This window comes from Algibacter miyuki, assembly GCF_030409805.1.
GTDB classification, from domain to species: Bacteria; Bacteroidota; Bacteroidia; order Flavobacteriales; family Flavobacteriaceae; genus Algibacter; species Algibacter miyuki.
Genome location: NZ_JAUFQP010000013.1, coordinates 1,029,290 through 1,050,506, shown reverse-complemented (window position 1 = coordinate 1,050,506; position 21,217 = coordinate 1,029,290). Strand labels below are relative to the sequence as shown.

Here is a 21,217-nt window from a genome sequence, read left to right as displayed (position 1 = left end):
ATAACCTAGCCAATAACTTCAAGCTTAGCAAAACGTAACAATAACTTTTTAACGCCACCATGCTGAAACTTAATTTCGGCTTTAATATCGGCGCCTGCACCTTCTATTTTTAGTACTTCACCAGTACCAAAACGAATGTGTTTTACCACGTTTCCAACAGTTAATTTTCCATCAAATAAATTCGCTCCACCAGCTGCGGCAGCCGCACTACTACTTGAAGCTTTTCCTACAGGTTTTAAATTCTTAGGCGTTTTATTTGCCACAAATTTTTGTTGCCCTCCTTTTGCTGGCTCTCCTTTTTTCAAAACAGCTTGTTTAGCTGGCTTGAATCGTATTTTATTTGGATTAACAGGTTTATTACCACTATCACCAAAAATATTAGCATCCAACATCGGGTTAAAACGACGTTCTTCTATTGGTGTTACAATATCAAGATATTGTTCATCTATTTCTTCTATAAAACGACTTGGTTCAGAATCTACTAATTTACCCCAACGATAACGTGATAAAGCATAGGTTAAATAGGCTTGTTTTTCGGCACGTGTTAAGGCCACGTAAAATAAACGACGTTCTTCTTCAAGTTCGCTACGTGTATTCATACTCATTCCACTCGGGAATAAATCTTCCTCTAAACCAACAATAAATACATGTTGAAACTCTAGACCTTTCGCTAAGTGAATCGTCATTAACGCCACATGATCAGCATCACCTTTATCGGCATCCATATCTGTTGACAAAGCAACATCTTCTAGAAATTCGGCTAAATTTCCTGTGGTATCGGCTATTTCTTTTTGGCCTTCCACAAAATCTTTCATACCATTGATAAGCTCCTCAATATTTTCAATTTTAACAACACCTTCTGGCGTGTTATCCTTTTTATATTCGGTAATAATACCTGCTGTTCGGGTTACGTATTCTGCCAATTCAAAAACATCAGCGGTTTCATTTAATACCTGAAAAGTTTCAATTAAAGTAACAAAGTTTTTAAGTTTGGTTTTTGTTCCTGCATTGATTTTAACATCTGTTTTATCAATGTTTTTCATCACCTCAAAAATAGAACGCTTATATCCATTAGCGGAAACAATCAATTTATCTACCGTAGTTTGACCAATACCACGGCCTGGAAAATTGATAATACGCTTTAATGCTTCTTCATCAGCAGGATTAATAATTAACCTTAAATAAGCTAAAACATCCTTAATTTCTTTCCTTTGGTAAAACGATAAACCACCGTAAATTCTATAAGGAATATCACGCTTTCTTAAGGCGTCCTCAATAGAACGCGATTGCGCATTGGTACGATATAGAATGGCAAAATCACTATTTGGTAACTGGTCGTTCATTTTAGTTTCCCATATGGTACTGGCCACATAGCGCCCTTCATCTCCGTCGGTTAATGATCGGTTTACTTTAATTTTGGGTCCTTCATCATTCGCCGTCCAAACTACTTTATCTAGTTTGGTTTCATTTTTATCAATAATAGAGTTTGCAGCGTTTACAATATTTTTAGTTGATCGGTAATTTTGTTCTAATCTAAACTCCTTCACATCATCATAATCATTCTGGAAGTTTAAAATATTACTGATATTGGCACCACGGAAGGCGTAAATACTCTGCGCATCATCACCAACCACACAAATATTTTGAAATTTATCAGATAAAGCTCTCACAATTAAATACTGCGAGTGGTTTGTATCTTGATACTCATCCACTAAAATGTATCTAAATCGATTTTGATATTTTGCTAAAACTTCAGGAAAACGGGTTAATAGTTCGTTGGTTTTCAATAATAAATCATCAAAATCCATTGCTCCAGCTTTAAAGCAACGGTCTACAAATTCCTTATAGATATCCCCCATTCTTGGTCGGCGTGCCATAACATCAGCTTCCTTCAATTCCGGGTTTTGAAAATAAGCACGAACGGTAATTAAACTATTTTTATAAGATGAAATTCTAGAACGGACTTGTTTATATTTATAAAGATCTTTATCCAGACCCATTTCTCTAATAATAGAAGAAATTAACCTATCGGAATCTTGCGTGTCATATATTGTAAAATTTGATGGATACCCAAGTTTATCGGCTTCCATACGTAGAATTTTAGCAAACACAGAGTGAAACGTTCCCATCCATAGGTTTTTCGCTTCGCTATTTCCTACAATAGTAGCAATACGTTCTTTCATTTCCTTTGCCGCCTTATTGGTAAAAGTTAACGACAAAATATTAAAAGCATCAATGCCTTGACTCATTAAATAAGCAATACGAAATGTAAGCACACGTGTTTTTCCCGAACCAGCGCCGGCAATAACAATCATGGGACCATCCTTTTGTATGGTAGGCGCCAATTGTGCTTCGTTTAACTTACCTAACTGCTCCTTTAACTCCTTCTCTAAATCCTTTTTCAAATCCAATACATTTTAAAGCGTGAAATTAACTATTGTTCAGCATTTTTTAAGATTGAATTCATAAAAATTATGAACAATTCCATTAAATATTTAAGTTTTAAATATCTTTACGTCTAAATTCCTAAATTAAAACCTCAAAAACGTATGTTAGATTTTATCGGAAACATTTCTTGGTGGGTATGGGTATTAATTGCCCTAGCCGTAATTGCCATTCGTGATGTTTTACAAAAACACCACACTATAAGTCACAACTTCCCAATTGTTGGCCATTTAAGATATTGGTTAGAAAGTATTGGACCAGAAATGCGTCAGTATTTTGTAGCCAACAACCGGGAAGAATTACCATTTAACCGTATTGAACGTGGTTGGATTTACGCTTCAGCAAAGAAAGAAAATAACTACGAAGGTTTTGGTACCGACCGTGACATCTTTCAGCATCAGCATTTTTTTGTTCATAATGCGATGATGCCTTATGAAATTAAAGACGAAAATCACCCTAATAAAGTGGATAACTCCTTTCTTCCATGTGCCAAAGTGATGGGAGAATTCAATCAGCGTAGAAAACCATTTCGTCCGGCATCGGTAATTAATGTCTCGGCCATGAGTTTCGGATCCCTTTCAGCAAAAGCTGTAGAATCGATGAACAAAGGCGTAAAAATTGCAGACGCTTACCACAATACAGGTGAAGGAGGCTTATCGCCATATCACAGTCATGGCGGCGATGTTATTTTTCATTTTGGAACCGGTTATTTTGGTGTACGTAATCCTGATGGTGGATTTTCATTAGAAAAACTAGTAGAATTAGTTGCGAAAAAACCTTTTATCCGAGCCATTGAAATTAAGCTTTCGCAAGGTGCAAAACCTGGAAAAGGCGGCGTATTACCAGGCGCAAAAATAACACAGGAAATTTCAGAAATTCGTCATGTTGAAATAGGAAAAGATGTGCTTTCACCTCCAAATCACAAAGCATTTTCTAACGTACAAGAAATGGTTGAATTTATCGAGGAAATTGCTGAAGCCACAGGATTACCTGTAGGTATAAAAGCTGCTATTGGGAAATTAGACCAATGGAAAGAGCTTGCCGATATTATGCAAAAAACCGGTAAAGGCCCCGATTTTATTACCGTAGACGGTGGCGAAGGTGGTACCGGAGCAGCGCCACCAAGTTTTGCCGACCATGTTTCTCTTCCTTGGGTTTATGGTTTTTCAGATTTATACAAACTATTTAAAGATAAAGGATTAAGCGAACGCATTGTATTCGTTGGTAGTGGAAAACTAGGTTTTCCTGCAAAAGCTGCTATGGCCTTTGCTATGGGGGTAGATTGCATTAATGTTGCTCGAGAATCTATGATGAGTATTGGCTGTATACAAGCACAAATTTGCCACACTAACCGTTGCCCTACAGGTATTGCCACCCAAAATAAATGGTTGCAAAACGGTATAGATCCTGAAATAAAAGCGCAACGTTTAGCGCAATATTATAAGACTTTTAGAAAAGAATTAATAGAGATTTCTCATGCTGCAGGTTACGAACATCCGTGTCAGTTTAAAATGACTGATATAGAAATTAATATCGATGGCAACGACCTTGCTAAAGATTTAAGTCGCACCTACATGTACGAAAAAACAAAAGTTCCTTTTACGGGCATGCAAAGCCTAAAAGACTGTCCGTTTCTTGGTGGAAAATAAAAAAAAAGCCATTTCTTTAAAAGAAATGGCTTTTAATTTTAAGTCTCATTAGTGCTTTACATATCTCTAATGACGTGTATTGTTATTCAATTTTTTTTTATGCTTCCTGGAAATCTATAAAAGCTCAACCATACCATTAGCGTCCGTTTGCATTGTTCCTATATAATATTAACGTCGGCAATACTAACAGTTAGATTTGTTTTGTATTGCAAAACATTACTCCTATTTGTGTAAAAAAATTAGGTTGAAAAAGTTAACAGCTTTGGCAAAATATTATCTATAATATAATGTTCGATAGATGTATTTACTCACAACATTTTTTGGTTCAACGAAAGTGTTATTTCATGCAAGCATTAGAAAATCTTATGTTTTTATAAAAAAACACCTTATGTTTGTAAGTGTATTATTAAGCCTATGACAGCACAGCTATTAAACCTCATCATGTATATAATCCCTTCGATAATTACGGGATTAATCGCCTTTTACTTTTTTAGAGAACACATTAAAAATGAAGATGGCCGAAGACGTTTTTTACTCCAAAAAGACCTGCAAGTAAACGCACTACCTTTACGTCTGCAAGCTTACGAGCGCATGGCCTTATTTCTTGAGCGTATTACCCCTTCAAAATTACTTATTCGTGTCGCTCCAACATCTACAAATAAAGAACATTACGAAGCTTTACTGATACAGAGCATCGAACAAGAATTTGAACATAATTTATCGCAACAAATTTATATAAGCGATAAGTGTTGGAGTATTGTAACAGCATCGAAAAACGCCACGATTCAATTGATAAGAAAAGCGACTTTGTTAGAAAAAACAGATACTGCAAATAAATTAAGAGAAGTTATTTTAACTGAAATGATGGACCGACTTGCCCCCACCGATGCAGCCTTATCCTTTATAAAAAATGAAGTGTCCGATTTATGGTAAAATATCAGGGCGCAACTCGTTAGAACGTGCTTGTTTGCTTTTAGCTTCAGCATAATCAAAACCTTGCTGCCACCACGTAGTCATGTGTTTTTTATTGAAAATCAATGAGTTTTCTGTAAGTTTCGAAGGTGTATAATACAAGTTAAGTTGCACATTTTTGTATTTGGCTGCTAACTTACCAATAGCAATATCACTACGCTCCACCTGATCTAATAAATGCCCAAATAAATTCAGCATTAACGAAAATGGGTTTTTACCAAGCACCTTATTATATTCCATATTTTCCGATTCTAAAATTACGGCATCAACCTCGGTAGCTCCACGTAAAATAGCCTCCCGAATAGGCACAACACAACCAAAAGCACCGTCGGCATACTCAAAACCATTCACCTTCGCCAAAGACATAAACGGAATATAATTACAAGAAATCCAGATCCATTCGCAAAACTCATCATAAGTAAAGTCCTTAATAGACTTATACTCTACTCTATTTTTAGATAAATTAGACACCGTAACAATAACGTCTTTAGTTGCTTTAATTAAGTCGAATTCTTCTCTAGTAAAATGTTTTTTCAAATACCGTTTAAGCGCTGTGCTTTCACCAAAAGTACGCTTACTTTTAATAAACTGTATTAAGGTGTTAAAGTAGTTGATGGTAACATATTCTCGATCGCCATTCTTCCGTTTTACAAAAGGATCGATACTAAAAATGTTACTCTGTTTAACATTAGTAAAAACATCGTATATTTTTTCAATTTTACCAGCAGCCAAATGCGGCACCAATAAACTGCCGGTAGATGTACCTAAATACATATCGTATTCGCGCCCCTCATGTTGCATCAAATATTGAGCCACACCTCCTGCATAAGCGCCTTTACTTCCTCCACCCGATATAACTAATGCTTTCATCTAAAAATTTTATGCGTAAATATAAACAAGAATTTAGAGATAGCTTATTTTTCAATTAAAACTTACACCACTAAGAATTACAAAAATTAATACTCCAATTAATAATATTTCTGAAAAAACACATTTAAATTGTAGTTTTTCGATGACAACGCAAAAAAATAATTACTTTAGTGTCAGCTATTAACCAACCTAACCTTATGAAGAATTTCACTCTTCAAGCTTTGCTATTTTCACTTATAGCATCTACGCTCTATTTTGGCCTAACCCAAAATGAAACAGAAACCATGGAAACCACGGCTTTAAACCCGCGAATTTCTTTAGAAAGTGAGCACCTAATAGTTACGCCGCTGCCACCTTCCGCTAGTATTTCGGGGAATGCAACGGTTTGTAAAAATGCATCTCCAGAACCTGAAATCACTTTTACAGGAAGTAACGGCGCTGCTCCATATGTTTTTACCTATAATATAAATGGAGGAGCGAACATAGACATAACCTCAACGGGAAACACGTCCACTATCAATAGAAACACCTCTACTACTGGTAGTTTTGTTTACAAACTTATTTCTGTTCGTGATGCTGCCAACGAAATCACAACCATTAACAAAACCGTTACCGTGGTTATTAGCGAACCAACGATTGATTTCAGCTTCAACAATAATAACACCTGCTCTGGGACTTCAATTGCCTTTACCTCTAACGCTACTGGAAACGGACCTTTTACATACAGTTGGAATTTCGGAGATGGTACAACTTCAACAAGCGAAAATCCTATACATAAATTCACCGCTTTAGGCTGTGCAACTAGCACTTTCAGTGTCGCCCTAACAGTGACAGATGATAATGGCTGTACTAATACCGTAACAAAAAATATTTCAGTAATAGACAAACCTGACATTGAATTTAAAGATTTCAACTTTTCTAATCCCGCCCAATTCTTCAACAATTGCTCAAATACTTCTTCTGATGAAAATTTCACAATAACAGTAGAAAACATAACTGGACCAACCTGCGTAACAGGATACACTGTAGACTGGGGAGATGGCACTTCTGAACCTTTTAACACTCCAACATTAACACATACTTATACTTACGCCAATACTTTTAAAATGCAAATTACAGGCACAGGTAGTAATGGCTGCGAAAACACAAAAACCTATATTGTAAAAAACGCATCAAACCCTCAAGGTAATATTGTTAGTCCAGGAAGTACTCAAAACCTATGTGCCCCAGCCGAAATAGGGTTCACGATTTCGTCTAACTGGGGAGCTAATTCCATTGACACCACCTATGAAATCAACTATGGAGATGGTACAACATCTGTTTTTTTACAAGAAGACATGATAAGCACAAGTTATTATAATGCTACCGACCCAAAAAATTCTACTCCATTCCCAATACCTCACACCTACTCTTCATCAAATTGCCCTAGTGATTTTGAAGCTACCATTTTTATCCAAAACTCTTGCGCAACAACTCCTGGTAACTCGGGAGGTATAAGAATACTAAAAAACACAGATGCCAAATTTGAAGCGGATGATATTGCATGCCTCAATACCCCAGTGCTTTTCACAAATACCTCTGACACCGCTTCTTCTTATGATTGTTCTGACTTTATAGAATTCACATGGAATTTTGGTGATGGCTCTCCAGAAATTGTAACTAACAATTATAACTCTGTCAATCATACTTATCTAAATTCAGGAAATTACTCTGTAACATTAACAGCAGACAATGGAATCTGTGCCAAAACTGATTTCCAACAAGACATTTGTATAGAACCTCAACTCATTGCCAATTTCAACCTAAACAATACCGAAGGTTGCGCACCACTCGCCGTGCAAACTACAAACACCACCGACTTATCAGAAAGTTGTGGAGGAGAAGAATACCTTTGGGAAGTAACCTATACTTCTGGACTTTGCGCCACTGGAGCAGAACAATGGACATTCACTGGCGGAACTGATGAAAACTCTGCAGCACCTACTTTTAACTTTGAAACCTCCGGAACTTACAATTTAAAACTAACCGTTACTAATTCATGCGGAAGTAGTGATACCACACAAACCATAGAAGTCAAACAACCTCCAAAAGCAACAATTAACTCCATTGCCGATGTTTGCGGTTCGGCATCTATAACACCTATAGCCACAGTTGACAGCTGTGCACCTGCTTCGGAAGTATTAACTTATGCTTGGAATTTTCCTGGAGGATCGCCTGCTACAGCAAACACTTTAGATCCCGGAACCATCACTTACGCAACATCTGGCGACTACGAAATTACATTTAGCGTGACTTCAAGTTGTGGAACAACCACAGATAAAGAAACGTTTTCGATAAATCCAATTCCGAATATCACCAATACCAATTTAACGCAAACCATTTGTTCCGGAACAGACACCAATGCAGTTACACTAACTTCTGACATTGCAAATACCACATATACTTGGATCGCTACAGCGCCTACAGCTGTTTCCGGCTATACAGCGTCTGGAACATCGGATGTTATTCCATTACAAACATTAACCAACAGCAACACTACTTCCGAAGCCGTTACTTTTACAATCACCCCTTCTATTGGTGGCTGTGATGGAACACCCGTTAATTTGATTATTACCGTAGAACCCGCGCCAGAATTTACAACTCAACCACAACCCGAAACCATTTGTTTAAATGGGGCGGTTACAGATTTAACAGTTTCAGTAAATGGTCCAGGAACACCTGCATATCAATGGTACTCCAATACAACAGATGATAATACTACTGGAACTCTTATTCCTTTGGAAACATCAAACAGTTTTACACCGTCAAACACACCTACCGGAATAACTTACTATTATGTTATTGCATCGTTTACATCGGGTGCTGGATGCGATGAAATTACTTCACAGACTGCACGCGTAGAAATTGTTGAAGGTGTACAAATAGACAGTCAACCTTTAAATTCACAAAACATTTGTATTGGCGGCACCATTCCTTCCGCGCTAAGCGTAACACATTCTGGTGGCACTGGCACTGTGTCGTATCAATGGTACAGCAATAGTACAAACTCAAACACCGGTGGCATTGCAATTTCAGGAGCCAACAATATCAATTATACACCACCAGCTTTTACTTTAGCAGGAAACTACTATTATTATATTATGATTTCCTTAAACGGGAGCGGCTGCAGTCCAATTACGAGTGATGTTTCCGAAGTTATTGTTTCCAATACCCCTGTAGTTAACACTCAACCCACTCCAACACAAACCCTTTGCCAAGGCATTGCCCCTCAAAATTTAGAAGTTTCAGTTTCTGATGGTATTGGTTCAAGCTACACCTATCAATGGTATAGTAATTCCGTGAATAGTAATTCTGGCGGAACGTTAATCACAAGCGCAACAAGCAATATATTTACACCTCCAACATCAACTATTGGGACCTTGTATTATTATGCTGAAATTTCACAAACCAGTTTCAATTGCAATACAACAAGCAACACGGCAGAAGTTGTAGTTAACGCTGCTCCAGCCATTACCGCACAACCTGTTTCTGCAACCTACTGCTTGGGCGATGTGATAAACCCCTTATCAGTGTCTTATACCGATGGCGTTGGCACACCTGCATATCAATGGTACTCTAACAGTACAAACGACACTAATACAGGCTCCCCTATTTCAGGTGAAATAGGATCTAGTTTTAACCCTCCATCCGGAACAGCGACTAGCAACTATTACTATGTTGTAATCACATTTAGTTCGGGAGGCTGTACGTTAATTACTTCGGATGTTGCTGAAATAATCATCAATCAAACGCCAAGCATCAATAATACTTCGGATATTATTTGTAGTGGCACTTCATTCAGCGTTACGCCTAGCAACTCCGCAGGAAATATAGTTCCAACGGGCACCACATATACCTGGACAGCTCCTATTATAACCCCAACTGGTACAATTTCTGGCGCTTCCGCGGAAAACAGCCCGCAAAGTAGCATTAATCAAATTTTAACCAATAATACCACAACCCCTTCAACTGTTACTTATACCGTAACACCAACCTCAGGAATTTGTGTTGGCAACAATTTCACTGTAACGATCACGGTAAACCCTTCAATTAGCATAAGCTCAACTATAACTAATAGCAATTGTTTCGGTGCTAATTCCGGTGCTTTAGATATTTCTATCTCTGGAGGCGTTCCGTTTTCAACAGGAAATCCTTACCAAATATCATGGTCGGGACCAAATGGCTTCAGTAGTACTTCCGAAGATATTTCAAATCTAGAACCTGGTGACTACACCGTAAATATTTTAGATGATGGCGGTTGCCCGTTTACAGAAACATTAAACATCAAAGAACCGGATGAATTAATTTTCAGTAATATCAATTTTAATCCTGAAACCATCTCTTGTTTTGGTGCTAACGATGGTAGTATTGGTATTGAAATTTCAGGAGGAACGGCACCTTACACCTATGCATGGACGAGAAACGGCAGCCCTTTTGCCAATACTGAAGATTTAAACAATTTAGCTCCAGGAGATTACGAAGTTACCGTAACCGATGCCCGTAGTTGCTCACCTATTACTCAAGATTTTGAAATTATAGAACCAACTGTATTAGACGTTACTTTAGTAAATCAAACTAACATTGATTGTTTCGGTTTTTCTACTGGCTCAATAAACATAAACACTACAGGTGGTCGCCCAATTGAGGTATCTCCAAGTGTTTTTGACTATACTTATACTTGGCAAGGCCCCAACGGCTTCACAAGCAATCAACAAAACGTAACAGGATTAATAGCTGGAACTTACCAAGTCACTGTTACCGATAAATCCAATTGTACTGATACACTCAACGTTATTTTAACTGAAAGCACCGAGATTATCATAGATTATACCGCAACAGAAATTAAATGTTATGGCGATAATGATGCCTCGATAACCATTAACAACATCACCGGCGGAAACGCACCATATACCATAGCTTGGAGCAATTTAGGCTCTGGAAACTCACAAAGCAATTTATCTCCCGGCACTTACATTATTACGGTTACCGACGCCACTAATTGTGAAAAAGAAGCTACCGTTATTATTGAAGAAGTACCTGTTTTCGAAATTACACCAACCATAACAAACGTGTCTTGTTTTGGAGCTAACGACGGTCGTATTGTTTTAAATCTAGTCGGTGGTATAACTCCCGTAAATCTGGTTTGGAACGACGATCCTTCCGCAGGCGTAGAACGTAATAACATAGGCCCTGGCACATATACTGTTACAATTACTGATGGTACACCATGTGAAATAACAGAAACATTCACCATTACAGAACCTGATGCATTAACCCTTTCGGGGAATACAACAGACGCACTCGACTGTGCAAATGCTAATAGCGGACAAATAAACTTGATTGTCACCGGAGGCACTTTACCCTTAACTTATTTATGGTCTAATGGTGCTACTACGGAAGATTTAAACAATATTCCACCTGGTGATTACTCGGTTTTAGTTACCGATGCTAATGGTTGTGATATCTCAGGAAATTGGACTATTAATCGTTTTGAACCTCTTGAAATAGACGTCAACACAAACACGATATTTGATTGCGACGCCAAAACTGTGCAGCAAACTTTTGAAGCGCAAGCCTCTGGAGGTGTGCCACCATACAGTTACACTTGGTCTAGCGGAACCGTTAGTGGTAGCAGCGGACAACTAATGAACACCGATTTTAACGGACTTGTTATTATTGAAGTTACCGATAATATCGGCTGTACCACCAACCTATCTTACCAAGTTGAGATTCCTGTATTAGGCGATGCGGATTTCAACGTAACATCAAATACATTAAGCAATTTCGGATTTTATTCCATACACGATCCTATACAATTTACAAACACAGCAACAGGTGATTTTATTGCTGTAAGTTGGGATTTTGGAGATGGTACCTTTTCTTCCGAAGAAAACCCCGAACACACCTATTTAAATGAAGCCAACTATACCGTTACACAAACCGTAACGTATCCTTTTGGTTGCGTTTACACGAAAACAATAAATATTGATGTTACCAAAGGTTACGATTTAATTATGCCGAACGCCTTTACCCCAAACGGAGATACTATGAATGCCTATTTCCACCCAGAAACTAAAGCTTTAAACGATTTCGAGTTTCATATTTATGACACTTGGGGCAGCTTAATTTATAGTGAAACAGGTGATAATTTAACAGGCTGGAACGGAAAAATTAAAGATACCGAAGCCGAAAACGGCAATTACTATTTTACACTAAAAGCAAAAACCTCTTACGGTAAAATCATTACTGAGAAAGGTAAATTTGTATCTATAAAATAAAGCAATACGTAAGATGAAATTAAAACTCTCAATACTATTAATCTTAAGTTGCTTTTATTTTAAAGCCAACGCACAAGACCCCATTTTTTCACAGTACTTTCTAGTACCTGAAACATTAAACCCTGGGTTTTCAGGGTTTGAAGATGCCGCATATTTCGGAGTAATTCATCGTACACAATGGCCTAGCTTAGATTTGCGCGTCAACACAGAGTATGCATTTTACAACACATGGATTGAAAACCTTGGCGGTATTGGGTTTAGCATCATGAATCAGCATGAAAACAATACCAATTACAACCATTTACAGGCTAATTTAAATTTTGCATATCATGTAGAACTCTCAAACGATTGGTATTTTAGACCTGCAATTGAAGCTGGTTTTGGTCAGAAATCCTTTAATTTTAACAACATTCTTTTATCCGATCAAATCAATATTAATTCTGGTATTATTAACCCGAATAGTGCCGACCCATTAGCACCAAATGCCAACGATAAAATTATGTTTATGGATTTTACAGCAGGTTTTGTTTTCGATAAAAGAAACCTACGAAACGACACCGATTTATGGCTCGGCGCTTCCATAAAACACCTTAATAAACCTAATATTTCTTTTGTTGAAAATGGTAATGCACCCTTAGATATTTTTTATTCCATACATGCCAATTACAAATTTCCGTATTTTGATCGTAATGATATGCTTCTGTCCATGAATTACATGCAACAAGGCGCTTACAATCGTTTAGACATTGGCACAAACATCCAATTACAAAAACTATTATTAGGCGCAACAGCAGTTACCAATCCAGCGAAAAACGATGCGAATAGCCATTTATTAACCTCAGTAAATGCTTTTATTGGTTTAGAAATGGAGAATTTAAGATTTGGATTTTCTTATGATATCAATACCACAAATATTGGTAGAACAGATGGAGTATTTGAATTCTCAGTGACCTATTTAACAGGTTGCTTAACCTGTAGAAACCCAGCAAATTTAGAACGTAGAAAGTAAATTATTCCGATTTAAGAAGCGTTTTAGCAAACTTAGAAAACCGCCAATTATGATGCTTCGTCGCATTCTCTAAGTTTTTATTGCAAAGCGCGTTACAAGCCTGTATTTGATGTAAATATTGAAACGCATTTTGACGTATTTCAAAACCATAATTAGGGCTGGTATACCGGGTTAATTCTTCAAAATATTTAGCTTTATTTTCTGGTTCAAAACCATCGGTTACTAAAGCTAAAGTTAACCACAATTGTCGAACATTTTTATCCTTAAACCCCTCAATATTTTTAGTTGAATTCAAATAAACGTTTCGCTTGCGCGGAAAATTAACCCACAGATTATATAAGGCTGTTTCTATAGTCACGTAAGATCCATCTGTCAACAAGGTTTCATATTCAGACTCTAACTCTAAAGGAATTTTAGGTGAATTTTGCGCCACTAACTGACGTATTTTAATATCTTCTGAATTCAGAATTCCTCGAAACAAACGTGTTTTATCAATTACAGAATCCTTCATTAGAGTTTGAAAAAAATCGATACGCGCAAAATCACTCATACCGCCGTAAACTGAATCCCATTTCAAAAAATTGACCTCAAGCTCAGAAGGCGGCTCTGTCAAAAACGTTTCATTTTTCAACCTTAAATTTTTCAAAACAGCTTCAGATTCTTTGATTAATTCATCCTTAAAAAAGGCTGTATCAATCAAATAGTTTTCTATAAACAGACTTAAATCGATGCCACTAGTCTGCTCTACTTCATCTATAAAGTTTTCAGTTTCAACATTTTTGAATTGATATTTCAATAAGTAATTTTTCACACCTAATTTAAAAGCCTTATCACCAACACGCTCGCGCAACATATGCAGCACCCAAGCTCCTTTTTTGTAAAATGTAACACTACTCGATTTTGGGTTTAAAAGCGAGGTGCTTTCGCCAGCCGTATCTTGCGCTAATAACTCTTGGGCGTACTCGTATAAACGCCCGAAATAATAATCGTGTCCAAATACCTCACGTTCTGCCAAAAGCGCGTAATAAGTCGCGAAACCCTCCTGTAACCAATGGTGCGTCCCGGAAGTTTCAGTAACTAAATCGCCAAACCATTGATGTGCCAATTCGTGAGCATTGACGTTCACATAATTTTTATCTACAAAAGCTATAGAATCTACTACAAAAGCATCAGAAAACAGCGTAGCACTAGTGTTTTCCATACCGGCATAAAGAAAATCTTTTACCGGAATTTGCTTATAATTCTGCCACGGAAAATTTACGCCAATTTCATCTTCTAAAAAATCGAACATGCGCTTTGTATAGCGGTATGTAGGTTCAAATTTCAAGGAATCTTCAGGGTAATAATACATTTCTAAAGGAATACCACTTTTAGAAACCGTAGTGTTTTTACTGTATTTACCTATAGCTATTGCCAATAAATAGCTCGACATGGGGTGTTTCATATCGAAATGCCAAGTACTCAAATCACCTGTTGTTACTTTATTTACAAGGTTTCCGTTGGCAATAACCTCGTAATTCTTAGAGAACGAAATATTTAAATCGAATTCTACTTTTTCATTCATATCATCGAAACTCGGCAACCAATTGCTAGTGTATTTACCTTGGCCTTGCGTCCAAACCTGCTTATTACCATCAGGGTATTCCCAATCTATAAAATACATCGCTTTTTTAGGTCGCGTTTTAAATGAAACAACAACGTTATGCTTCGTGTTTTCTTTAAAATTACGCCTTATAATCAAATGTTTACCATTATAATCGTAACCTGAAAATGTTTCATCTAAAACATAAGAAATAGCATCGAAATTTTTAGCATCAATATAAACCGAATCGGTGTTTTTTAGAATTTCAAACTGATAAGTTATTTCTCCTTCAACTTCTTTTTTACTTAAGTCCCCAAAAGAAATATTAGCCTGAGCCTTTATGAAATTCACGTATTCCGCCTGTTGCGCAACGGCATAATTAAAAACGGCAAAAAACAAAACAAAATACAATCTCATAAATAAATCCCTTCAAAAACAGCACCAATATAACTGTTTTCAGCCTAGAAAGTTAAAAACTCGCATCAAAATTATTGTAGTTTAATAATTATTTCTAGTTTAGTTCAGTGAAAAGTAATTACCTGCAAACCCCCATAGATTATTTAAAAGGCGTAGGCCCGAATCGCGCAGATTTACTGCGGAAAGAACTCGGTATTCATACCTATCAAGATTTAATAAACCTGTTTCCAAATCGCTATATAGACCGCACACAATACTACAAAATAAAGGGATTACAACCCAATACTGCCGAAATTCAGGTTATTGGAAAAATAACCAAATTTACCGAAGTAGCACAAAAACGCGGCAAACGTTTGGTAGCCACATTTGTTGATGAAACTGGCGCCATGGAATTAGTTTGGTTTCGTGGCCAAAAATGGATTCGTGAAAACCTAAAACTACATAAAGAGTACGTTGCATTTGGAAAAACAAATGCTTTTGGTGGAAAATACAGTATGCCGCATCCAGACCTAGAACTGCTGGAGGAGCACGAAAAAAACATGCGTTCGGCAATGCAACCAGTTTATCCTTCTACCGAAAAACTTTCGAATAAAGGAGTTTCAAACAGGATGATTAGCAAAATAATGCAGCAAATTTTCATTGATACCAACGGTAGATTTGTTGAAACTTTATCAGAAGATTTACTTTCAGAATTAAAATTAATTAGTAAAAGTGAAGCCCTTTTTAACATTCATTTCCCAAAGAGTCAGGAGCTACTTTCCAAAGCACAATTTCGCTTAAAATTTGAGGAATTATTTTATATTCAACTACAATTAATTATTAAAAATTTAATTCATAAATCAAAAATAAAAGGCTTTCCTTTTGATAAAGTAGGCACCTATTTCAATACCTTTTTTAAAGATCATTTACCCTTCGATTTAACGGGTGCACAGAAACGTGTTTTAAAAGAAATTAGATCCGATTTAGGAAGTAATGCGCAAATGAATCGACTTTTACAGGGCGATGTTGGCTCCGGAAAGACCATAGTCGCCTTCATGTCAACATTAATGGCGCTTGACAACGGTTTCCAAGCCTGCTTAATGGCGCCGACTGAAATTTTGTCAGCCCAACATCACAACGGACTACAAGAATTATCTAAAGAACTGAATATCAGCATTGAAACACTAACAGGCTCAACTAAAACTTCAAAACGAAAAATTATTCATGAAAAATTGGAAAGTGGCGAATTACAGCTATTAATTGGCACACATGCGCTACTTGAAGATAAGGTGAAATTTAAAAATTTAGGACTCGCTATTATTGATGAACAGCATCGTTTTGGCGTAGCACAACGGAGTAAATTGTGGCACAAAAATACGTCGCCACCACATGTTTTGGTGATGACGGCTACCCCTATTCCGCGAACATTAGCGATGTCGGTTTATGGTGATTTAGACATCTCGATAATTGACGAATTACCACCTGGAAGAAAGTCCATAAAAACGGTTCATCGTTATGATAAAAACCGACTAAATGTATTCCGATTTATTCGTGATGAAATTAAATTAGGACGTCAAGTTTACGTGGTCTATCCATTGATTAAAGAAAACGAAAAAATGGATTATAAAGATTTGATGGACGGATACGAAAGTCTCTCTAGAGATTTCCCAATGCCGGAATATCAAATTTCTATTGTACATGGTAAAATGAAGCCTGCCGATAAAGAATTCGAAATGCAACGTTTTATAAAAGGCGAAACTCAAATTATGGTGGCTACCACCGTAATTGAAGTTGGTGTAAATGTGCCTAACGCATCTGTAATGATTATTGAAAGCGCCGAACGGTTTGGTTTATCGCAATTACACCAGTTACGCGGTCGTGTGGGACGTGGAGCTGAACAGAGCTATTGTATTTTAATGACGGGCTACAAATTGAGCCAAGACAGCAAGAAACGCCTAGAAACCATGGTTAAAACCAATGACGGGTTTGAAATTGCCGAGGTAGATTTACGTCTTCGTGGGCCTGGCGATATTATGGGCACACAACAAAGCGGTGTGTTAAATCTAAAAATTGCAGACATCATTAAGGATAATGACATTTTACAACACGCGAGATACCATGCCAAAAACATATTAAAGCACGATAAAAGTTTATCGAAACCAGAAAACCTAGTGATTTTAAACATGTACAAAGCCTTAACGAAGTATAAAAATATATGGAATTATATTAGTTAGGTTTTACTAGCCTACCACAAATACTTACATTTACAAAAAAATAAAATATCATGCTTGGTTTAAAATTAGCTACCGACCCACGTTGGGTAAATATTGTAGAATCGAATATTGAAGAAATATTAACCGACCATGCGTGGTGCGAGCAAAAGGCTGCGACTAACGCTATTACTATAGTCACCCTAAACCCGGAACACGAAGATTTGGTTACCGACCTACTTGCTTTAGCGAAAGAGGAAATTGAACACTTCCAAATGGTGCACGAAATTATAAAACAACGCGGTTTTACGCTCGGACGTGAGCGCAAAGACAGTTATGTTAACGAGCTATACAAATTTATGAATAAAGGAGGTAGTCGCCTGCAATCAATGGTAGATAGGCTATTGTTTTCAGCTATGATTGAAGCCCGGAGCTGCGAACGTTTTAAATTACTTTCTCAAAAAATTAAAGATCCTGAATTATCGAAGTTTTACCACGACCTCATGATTAGCGAAGCTGGACATTACACCACCTTTATTGGATTTGCTAGAAAATACGGTCAGCCTGTAGATGTTGATAAACGTTGGCAAGAACTTATTGACTTTGAAGGTGAAGTGATTCAGAATTATGGAAAATCGGAAACGATTCATGGCTAACCCATGAAATTCGTCTTTTCTAAACCTTCAACAAAGACAATATACTAATGAAATTCACTGTATTCGTGCAGTGATTTCATAGTTTCTTCATAAAACAAAATAGCAGCCACTAGGTTATCGGTATCCGAATATGGTAATATTCGACTTTGAAATTCTTTTGTTTTCTCTAAATAATCGGCAGTGGCCTCAAACTGATCATCCAATGATTTTCTGTTATCATTATCATTAGGAATCCCCAAAGTAGTCATGGTAACCCCTGGCTTAGTTGCAAAGGCAATATAAGGCAGTAGCTTTACCAAACTCTCTATTCGTTCTACATAAAGATCTAACAGTTCACCTTTTTGCATGCGATCTAAATCGGCTTTATTGTGATACTTTTTAATAGCAACATTAGCACTAATAATGCTTTTTGCTTCTTTTTTCTTTTGAGCATAACCCAAGCTTGTTACTAGTAAAAGGCTAAAACAAAATAATACAACTCTAGTTTTCATATGTAGATTTTTTGAGGTCAACATTGCAAATTTATGTAATTAACCGTTAAAACCAATCGTTTTATCGGAAAAAAATTAAAAATAATCCATTTTATTACACCTCGTCAAATAATTACATCTCAGCCTAATAACTAAAAAAATACGATAAAAACCATTAAACCCCTTATTAAACACAAAGATTTTACTCACAATTACATAAATGCTATTACATAAAAGTATATATTTACAATTATAAACATACATTAATAGCATAACTATTCTAGTTAGAATTACGATAGCATAATCCTTCCGAAGAACAAAATGAAAGTTAGAAACAAAATCCCCTCCCTAATTCATGAACTACTTAAAAAAAGAATTATACGATTCATTAAAGACAAATCCTGAAATTTTCAATTTCATACAAAACCACTCACTAGATGGTATGTGGTATTGGGATCTTGAAAACAGGGAGAATGAATGGATGAATGATCGATTTTGGGAAATACTAGGCTACTCTCAAAAAGAAATACCTAAAGAAAATGGAGCTTGGAAAAAATTTATAAATGAAGACGACTTAAAATCTGCTCATGAGAATTACAACAAACATATTAATGACCCTAATTTCCCTTACGACTTAACCATTAGATACACCCATAAAACGGGTAAAACCATTTGGATTAGATGTAAAGGTTTTGCGATACGCAACGAAGCAGGCACACCTACTAGAATGTTTGGTTCGCATGCGGAAATTACGGAGTTAAAGGAAAAAGAAGAATTCTTACACCGTTGCAACCAGCAAGCCAATATTGGCTTTTGGGATTTATCTACAGAAAACAAAACCATAACATGGAGTAATACCACAAAATCTATTCATGGCGTCTCAGAAGATTATAAACCGAGCTTAGAAACCGGTATTGATTTCTACAAAGAAGGCTATAGTAGAACTAAAATTTCCGACCTTGTTTTTAGAGCGCTATCCTTTAGCGAACCTTTTACTCAGGAGTTGCAAATTGTAACAGCACAAGGAGAAACTCGATGGGTTAAAGTACTTGGCATACCTGACAGAAGCAGAAAAGTAAACGAACGTGTTTATGGCACAATTCAAGATATTAACGATTTAAAAATATCTCAAATAAAACTAGAACAAAGCGAACAAGCTTTTAGAGGTAATTTTGAAAACTCAGCCATTGGTATGGCTTTACTAGATAAAAATGGCAAATGGATTAAAACAAACCAAACCCTTTGCGATATATTAGGTTACACACAAGAAGAGCTACACCAATTATCTTTTCAAGAAATAACACATCCTGAAGATTTAGACCTAGACTTAAAGTTATTAACCGAAATTATTAGTGGTGAAAGAGACCATTATAAAATGGACAAGCGCTATTTTCATAAAAACGGACAAATTATATTTATCCACTTAGCGGTTTCAGTTGTTAGAGATATCGATGACCAAGTGCTTCATTTTGTATCACAAATTATTGACATCACCCTTTTGAAAGAGCAAGAAAATGCATTAAAACGTATTATATCTATTACTCAAGATCAAAATGAACGTCTGAAAAATTTTGCACACATTGTATCTCATAATTTACGATCGCATTCTGGTGGTATTTCAGCTCTTTTACAAATTTTAAAAGATGATGAACCTAGCTTTTTTGAAAATGAAATGATTCAATTACTAGAAACCTCTTCCATTAATTTAAACGAAACCATCGATCATTTATCAGAAGTAGTTCAAATAAACCTTTCTTCCGAAGAAAATTTAAGCGTATTACCGCTAAGCTCCATTATTGATAAACAAATAGAGTCCGTAATACCACTAGCCGATAAAAAACAAGTTACCATAACCAGTACCGTAAACGACAGTGCGCGAGTACTTGGTGTTCCCGCATATTTAGAAAGTATTGTACTAAATCTTATAACAAATTCCATAAAGTATAGTTCCGGAAAAAGAGACAGTTTTCTACATATAAATTCGGAGAAAAAAGGTAAATTTACGGTAATTACATTTTCCGATAATGGAATTGGCATTGATTTAAAATTACATCAAAAAAAACTTTTTGGTATGTATAAAACATTTCATGGCAACGAAGATGCACGTGGTATTGGTTTATTTATTACCAAGAATCAAATTGAAACTTTGGGTGGAAAAATAGAAGTCACGAGCGAAGTAAATAAAGGAACAACATTTAAAGTATATTTAAATCATGAAAAAAATTAACCTGGCCTGCATAATAGAAGACGATCCAACACACGTTTATATTACAAAACGCTTTTTAAAATTAACCGGACTTGTAGAGTCCATTTTAATATGCTCTAACGGCAAAGATGCTTTTGACAAACTAAAAGCTATAATTGCTAATGGAGATAGTCTACCAGAATTAATATTGTTAGATTTAAATATGCCTGTTTGGGATGGGTGGCAATTTTTAGATGCCTTTAAACAGATACCTACTAAAGAACAAATAAACATCTATATCCTTACAAGTTCAAACAACGAGGAAGATATTGAACGTGCTAAAAACTATAATATAGACAGTAAATATATTGTAAAACCGATTACTTTAGACAAACTAACAGACCTCGTTTTTACAGATTAAAGACGTTTTAATTACAACAAAAGAAAAGCATCTCA

Annotated in this window: 12 protein-coding genes; 8 read left to right on the top strand and 4 right to left on the bottom strand. The window is 36.3% G+C overall.

What is annotated here, in order from left to right; translation table 11 throughout:
* Positions 1-5 precede the first annotated feature (5 nt).
* On the bottom strand, positions 6-2,315 hold the full coding sequence (locus QWY92_RS16410; protein WP_377879031.1) for an ATP-dependent helicase: 2,310 nt from the start codon (positions 2,313-2,315) through the stop codon (positions 6-8).
* A 234-nt stretch (positions 2,316-2,549) separates the two neighbouring features.
* On the opposite strand from QWY92_RS16410, the gene QWY92_RS16405 reads away from it, so the two are divergent.
* A complete protein-coding gene (locus QWY92_RS16405; protein ID WP_290273220.1) occupies positions 2,550-4,094 on the top strand; it encodes an FMN-binding glutamate synthase family protein in 1,545 nt (514 codons plus the stop codon).
* A gap of 414 nt (positions 4,095-4,508) precedes the next feature.
* Positions 4,509-5,027 carry a DUF7935 family protein gene (locus tag QWY92_RS16400; protein WP_290273219.1) on the top strand — a complete coding sequence of 173 codons (519 nt, stop codon included), beginning with the start codon at positions 4,509-4,511 and terminating at the stop codon, positions 5,025-5,027.
* Here the strand turns inward: QWY92_RS16400 and QWY92_RS16395 are convergent.
* Entirely contained in the window at positions 5,019-5,936 is a 918-nt protein-coding gene (locus QWY92_RS16395) for a patatin-like phospholipase family protein (RefSeq protein ID WP_290273217.1), read from the bottom strand. The genes QWY92_RS16400 and QWY92_RS16395 overlap by 9 nt on opposite strands.
* 197 nt (positions 5,937-6,133) lie before the next feature.
* On the opposite strand from QWY92_RS16395, the gene QWY92_RS16390 reads away from it, so the two are divergent.
* Entirely contained in the window at positions 6,134-12,253 is a 6,120-nt protein-coding gene (locus QWY92_RS16390) for a PKD domain-containing protein (protein ID WP_290273215.1), read from the top strand.
* A gap of 13 nt (positions 12,254-12,266) precedes the next feature.
* Positions 12,267-13,262 carry a PorP/SprF family type IX secretion system membrane protein gene (locus QWY92_RS16385; protein ID WP_290273214.1) on the top strand — a complete coding sequence of 332 codons (996 nt, stop codon included), beginning with the start codon at positions 12,267-12,269 and terminating at the stop codon, positions 13,260-13,262.
* Between the two features lies 1 nt (position 13,263).
* On the opposite strand, the gene QWY92_RS16380 is transcribed toward QWY92_RS16385, so the two are convergent.
* Positions 13,264-15,261, bottom strand: coding sequence for a M1 family metallopeptidase (locus QWY92_RS16380; protein WP_290273212.1), 1,998 nt, complete (start codon positions 15,259-15,261; stop codon positions 13,264-13,266).
* 107 nt (positions 15,262-15,368) lie between these two features.
* Here QWY92_RS16380 and recG point away from each other — a divergent pair, with 107 nt between their 5' ends.
* Both recG and QWY92_RS16370 read left to right on the top strand, forming a co-directional pair.
* A complete protein-coding gene (recG, locus tag QWY92_RS16375) occupies positions 15,369-17,474 on the top strand; it encodes an ATP-dependent DNA helicase RecG (RefSeq protein ID WP_290273210.1) in 2,106 nt (701 codons plus the stop codon).
* A 50-nt stretch (positions 17,475-17,524) separates the two neighbouring features.
* A complete protein-coding gene (locus tag QWY92_RS16370; protein ID WP_290273208.1) occupies positions 17,525-18,106 on the top strand; it encodes a MiaE family protein in 582 nt (193 codons plus the stop codon).
* A gap of 44 nt (positions 18,107-18,150) precedes the next feature.
* On the opposite strand, the gene QWY92_RS16365 is transcribed toward QWY92_RS16370, so the two are convergent.
* On the bottom strand, positions 18,151-18,597 hold the full coding sequence (locus QWY92_RS16365; RefSeq protein ID WP_290273206.1) for a hypothetical protein: 447 nt from the start codon (positions 18,595-18,597) through the stop codon (positions 18,151-18,153).
* A gap of 334 nt (positions 18,598-18,931) precedes the next feature.
* Between QWY92_RS16365 and QWY92_RS16360 the strand changes: the two genes are divergently transcribed.
* Positions 18,932-20,803: a PAS domain-containing sensor histidine kinase gene (locus QWY92_RS16360; protein ID WP_290273205.1), complete on the top strand. Its 1,872-nt coding sequence runs from the start codon at positions 18,932-18,934 to the stop codon at positions 20,801-20,803.
* Positions 20,790-21,182: a response regulator gene (locus QWY92_RS16355; protein ID WP_290273204.1), complete on the top strand. Its 393-nt coding sequence runs from the start codon at positions 20,790-20,792 to the stop codon at positions 21,180-21,182. Before QWY92_RS16360 ends, QWY92_RS16355 begins: the two co-directional genes overlap by 14 nt.
* Positions 21,183-21,217 lie beyond the last annotated feature (35 nt).

Coding starts and splice junctions, on each gene's coding strand:
- QWY92_RS16380 (WP_290273212.1), bottom strand. CDS start 15,261: ATGAGATTGTATTTTGTTTTGTTTTTTGCCGTTTTTAATTATGCCGTT.
- QWY92_RS16365 (WP_290273206.1), bottom strand. CDS start 18,597: ATGAAAACTAGAGTTGTATTATTTTGTTTTAGCCTTTTACTAGTAACA.
- QWY92_RS16370 (WP_290273208.1), top strand. CDS start 17,525: ATGCTTGGTTTAAAATTAGCTACCGACCCACGTTGGGTAAATATTGTA.
- QWY92_RS16405 (WP_290273220.1), top strand. CDS start 2,550: ATGTTAGATTTTATCGGAAACATTTCTTGGTGGGTATGGGTATTAATT.
- QWY92_RS16410 (WP_377879031.1), bottom strand. CDS start 2,315: ATGATTGTTATTGCCGGCGCTGGTTCGGGAAAAACACGTGTGCTTACA.
- QWY92_RS16400 (WP_290273219.1), top strand. CDS start 4,509: ATGACAGCACAGCTATTAAACCTCATCATGTATATAATCCCTTCGATA.
- QWY92_RS16385 (WP_290273214.1), top strand. CDS start 12,267: ATGAAATTAAAACTCTCAATACTATTAATCTTAAGTTGCTTTTATTTT.
- QWY92_RS16395 (WP_290273217.1), bottom strand. CDS start 5,936: ATGAAAGCATTAGTTATATCGGGTGGAGGAAGTAAAGGCGCTTATGCA.
- QWY92_RS16360 (WP_290273205.1), top strand. CDS start 18,932: ATGAACTACTTAAAAAAAGAATTATACGATTCATTAAAGACAAATCCT.
- QWY92_RS16390 (WP_290273215.1), top strand. CDS start 6,134: ATGAAGAATTTCACTCTTCAAGCTTTGCTATTTTCACTTATAGCATCT.
- QWY92_RS16355 (WP_290273204.1), top strand. CDS start 20,790: ATGAAAAAAATTAACCTGGCCTGCATAATAGAAGACGATCCAACACAC.